Genomic DNA, 2,774 nt, shown 5'->3' with positions numbered 1-2,774 from the left:
CAGCTGCATCAGCCCGCGTGCTCCGGATCGGCTCACGGCGCGAGCATTTCCATTGCTCTCGGCCTTCACCACGCTCGCCAGCAAATCCTCATCCAGGTTATGCGCCTGGCCAGCTTCCGACAGCATTTCGTGCAAATCCGCGGAACTCAACTTCGTCTCCGACCGTCCGACTTCCGTCGAGACCGCCTGCGGAGCTAGATCTGGAACCTGCTCGAATCCTGCAACCTCCTCCGGTCGCATTTCGATATAGCTGCTCTCGCCTGAACTCAAATAGACCCGCACCCGCCCCTCGACCTGCGCATGGTGATTGCAATCCATCGCGAAGCCATTGCTCAGCATCACGCGCTCGGCTCCGTAGGCACAGCCACCCATCGCAGTCAATGCCGCCAAGCCAATCGCGAAATAAATCCTGCTCCTCAAATTCAACTCCGCGCCGTTGAAGCCCAATGCTTCTTACGACCGTTCACTTGGCCCCACTGTGTCACAGCGGTCTCCAGCACCACCGCCACGCCGTCGTCATCGTTGGGCTGGGTTAGTCTCCATCCCCGCGTAGTCGCCATGGCGCGCAATTCCGCAGCCGCATTTCCCATCAATACGCCCTGTCCGGCCCACTCCAGCATATCCACGTCGTTCCAGTTATCGCCAATCGCCATGGTTTCCTTGCGATCGATTCCCAGTCGTCCCGCCAGCCGTTCCAGCGCCCATCCCTTCGAAACACCCGGCGGCAGCAGGTCAAGAATGGAAAGATCCCGTCCCGGATATTCGGTCCGCACGCACTCGCACGATACTCCCCACACACTCGCCTTCAGCGCCTTTTCGGCCTTCTTCATCTGGCTCAAACCGCCGGCCACCATCCCCTGAATAGGATCTTCGCCGTCCACCAGCGCATTTTCCAGCGGCTTCACCACTTCGATCGCCCCGCGATTTGCCTCGACCCAAAGCGCAATCCGTTCGTGTGCCTGCTCCAGGTCTTCCACCACCAATTCTCCGCGGCCGATTTTGTCGAATGTAAACACCATCGCACCAAATTTCCGCAGCAACCCGCATACCCCGCGCGCCACACGCGCCTCCAGTTGGCTCCGATCTACCGGATCGCCACTCAAGGTCCGCGTCACTGCTCCATTCGACGTAATGAGCGGCGTGTCCGCTCGCAGCCCCAACCCTTCGAGCAGAGGCGCCGTATAAGCCGTTCGCCTGCCCGTCGCAATCGCTACAACGATTCCGGAATCCTGAGCAGCCTTCAAAGCCCTCGCATTGCGCGCGCTGATGACCTGGGAGAACGTCGGAAGAAGAGTGCCATCAATATCGATTGCTACCAGCCGCACAGAGGGGCGCATATCTTCAAGTTTACTTGGAGCGGGGCTCGCGAAGTATGGACCTCCGGTGAACGAATGACCATTGGTACCAAGTGCCTGGAATTCGTTTAGTCTAGCGGTATGGAGCGCATCTGCACTCAATGCCACGCCGTGCTGGCACAGGGAACAAAAGCCGACTGGTGCCCAGCTTGCGGCGGCGCGCTTCTGGAGCGGCCCGCGCTGCCTAGAAACCCTTCCGAAGATCAGCCGCAGGCAGCGCTTGACCATCGCGGCATCGTCCTTCCTCGCCGTCACTCCGTGGGTGGCATCATTACCCCGCAATAGCGTCTTTTCAAAATCTCAGGATAGCGCGCCAATTTTTCCAAATATAGTTGCAATGAAAATAGTTGACAAGGAAACTAATATTTGCTAACTTCTCTTCATGAACAAGTCCAAAGCCGCGTCGGAGCCGGTCAGCGACCTGAAAAGCCACGTCGGTTTCTGGATGCGTTTCGTCTCGAACCACGTTTCGCAGGCCTTTGCTCGCAAGTTGGTCAAGAGCGGCGTCACCGTAGCCGAATGGGTGGTGCTTCGCGAAATGTACGGCCGCGACGAAATGTCTCCCAGCAAAGTCGCCGATCTCACCGGCATGACCCGTGGCGCGGCCTCCAAACTCATCGATCGGCTCGTAGACAAGAATCTGATTCACCGCGAAGAGCGCGCTGATGACCGCCGCTATCAGGACATCGGCCTCACCGCGGCAGGAGTCAGGCTGGTTCCGTCCCTGGCCGCCCTCGCTGATAGCAATGACCAGGAATTCTTCGGTGCTCTCACCGCAACGGAGCGTCAGACATTGCTCGCAATTGTAAAAAAGCTCGTGCTGGCAAATGACCTGCACAAACTTCCCACGCAATAAGGAGAAAATCATGATCGCTCAAGCCACCAACCTCGAAGCCATTCGCGAGGTCCTCGCAGAATCTCACGAAGGGCAGTTGATCTTCCCTCAGGTCGTCCAACGGCTGCTCGCCACCGGCGTCACATCCTACTTCGTCGATTTGCTTCGCTCGGAGGATGTTGTCTATCTTGCCGATAACACAACCCTCACCGTCAAGATGCATCTACCGCTCGCCCCCGTCGCGGAAGAGTTCTCCAAATCCGTAGTCGTCGCGGCCATTCGCGCTGCGCAAAAGGACGAAATCCGCTACCCCGAATTCATGCGGCAGTCCACGGCCGCGGGCGTTGTTGGCTATTGGGCCTTCCTGACGGGCAAGAAGGTGATCTACTTCGGCCGCAAGGGCGAATTCCATGTCGAGAATTTCCCGGCGTGCAGGCTGTTCCGAACTCGGACTGCGGAGCATCTGAATAGCCGTGCCTGCCGATTCGAAATTACCGGCAAACAAAAAGTGGCGTCGCGTATTCATGCGACGCCTCTCGATACACAATCAAAGAATTAAGGATTTGTCTTGAGCCCTACTGCCT

General features: G+C 57.9%; 4 protein-coding genes. 2 read left to right on the top strand and 2 right to left on the bottom strand.

The features are described 5' to 3' along the window. Positions 1 to 447, bottom strand: a 447-nt coding sequence (locus tag WCB02_RS04145) for a transglycosylase SLT domain-containing protein (RefSeq protein WP_423956572.1), incomplete at its 3' end; no start/stop codon positions are given. Then, positions 423 to 1,583 carry a Cof-type HAD-IIB family hydrolase gene (locus WCB02_RS04140; protein WP_423956571.1) on the bottom strand — a complete coding sequence of 387 codons (1,161 nt, stop codon included), beginning with the start codon at positions 1,581 to 1,583 and terminating at the stop codon, positions 423 to 425. The genes WCB02_RS04145 and WCB02_RS04140, both read right to left, overlap by 25 nt. A gap of 154 nt (positions 1,584 to 1,737) precedes the next feature. Between WCB02_RS04140 and WCB02_RS04135 the strand changes: the two genes are divergently transcribed. Beyond that, a complete protein-coding gene (locus WCB02_RS04135) occupies positions 1,738 to 2,211 on the top strand; it encodes a MarR family winged helix-turn-helix transcriptional regulator (RefSeq protein ID WP_423956570.1) in 474 nt (157 codons plus the stop codon). Between the two features lie 10 nt (positions 2,212 to 2,221). Then, a complete protein-coding gene (locus tag WCB02_RS04130) occupies positions 2,222 to 2,749 on the top strand; it encodes a DUF1398 family protein (RefSeq protein WP_423956569.1) in 528 nt (175 codons plus the stop codon). Positions 2,750 to 2,774 lie beyond the last annotated feature (25 nt).

Source organism: Bradyrhizobium sp., assembly GCF_049581145.1.
Classification (GTDB): Bacteria; Pseudomonadota; Alphaproteobacteria; order Rhizobiales; family Xanthobacteraceae; genus Bradyrhizobium.
Note: the sequence above shows the minus strand (reverse complement) of the source record. Positions and strands in the feature narration are given on the sequence as shown.

Bases quoted from the DNA above. Each gene is read 5' to 3' on its own strand.
- WCB02_RS04140 (WP_423956571.1), bottom strand. From the start codon at position 1,583: ATGGTCAAGCGCTGCCTGCGGCTGATCTTCGGAAGGGTTTCTAGGCAG.
- WCB02_RS04135 (WP_423956570.1), top strand. From the start codon at position 1,738: ATGAACAAGTCCAAAGCCGCGTCGGAGCCGGTCAGCGACCTGAAAAGC.
- WCB02_RS04130 (WP_423956569.1), top strand. From the start codon at position 2,222: ATGATCGCTCAAGCCACCAACCTCGAAGCCATTCGCGAGGTCCTCGCA.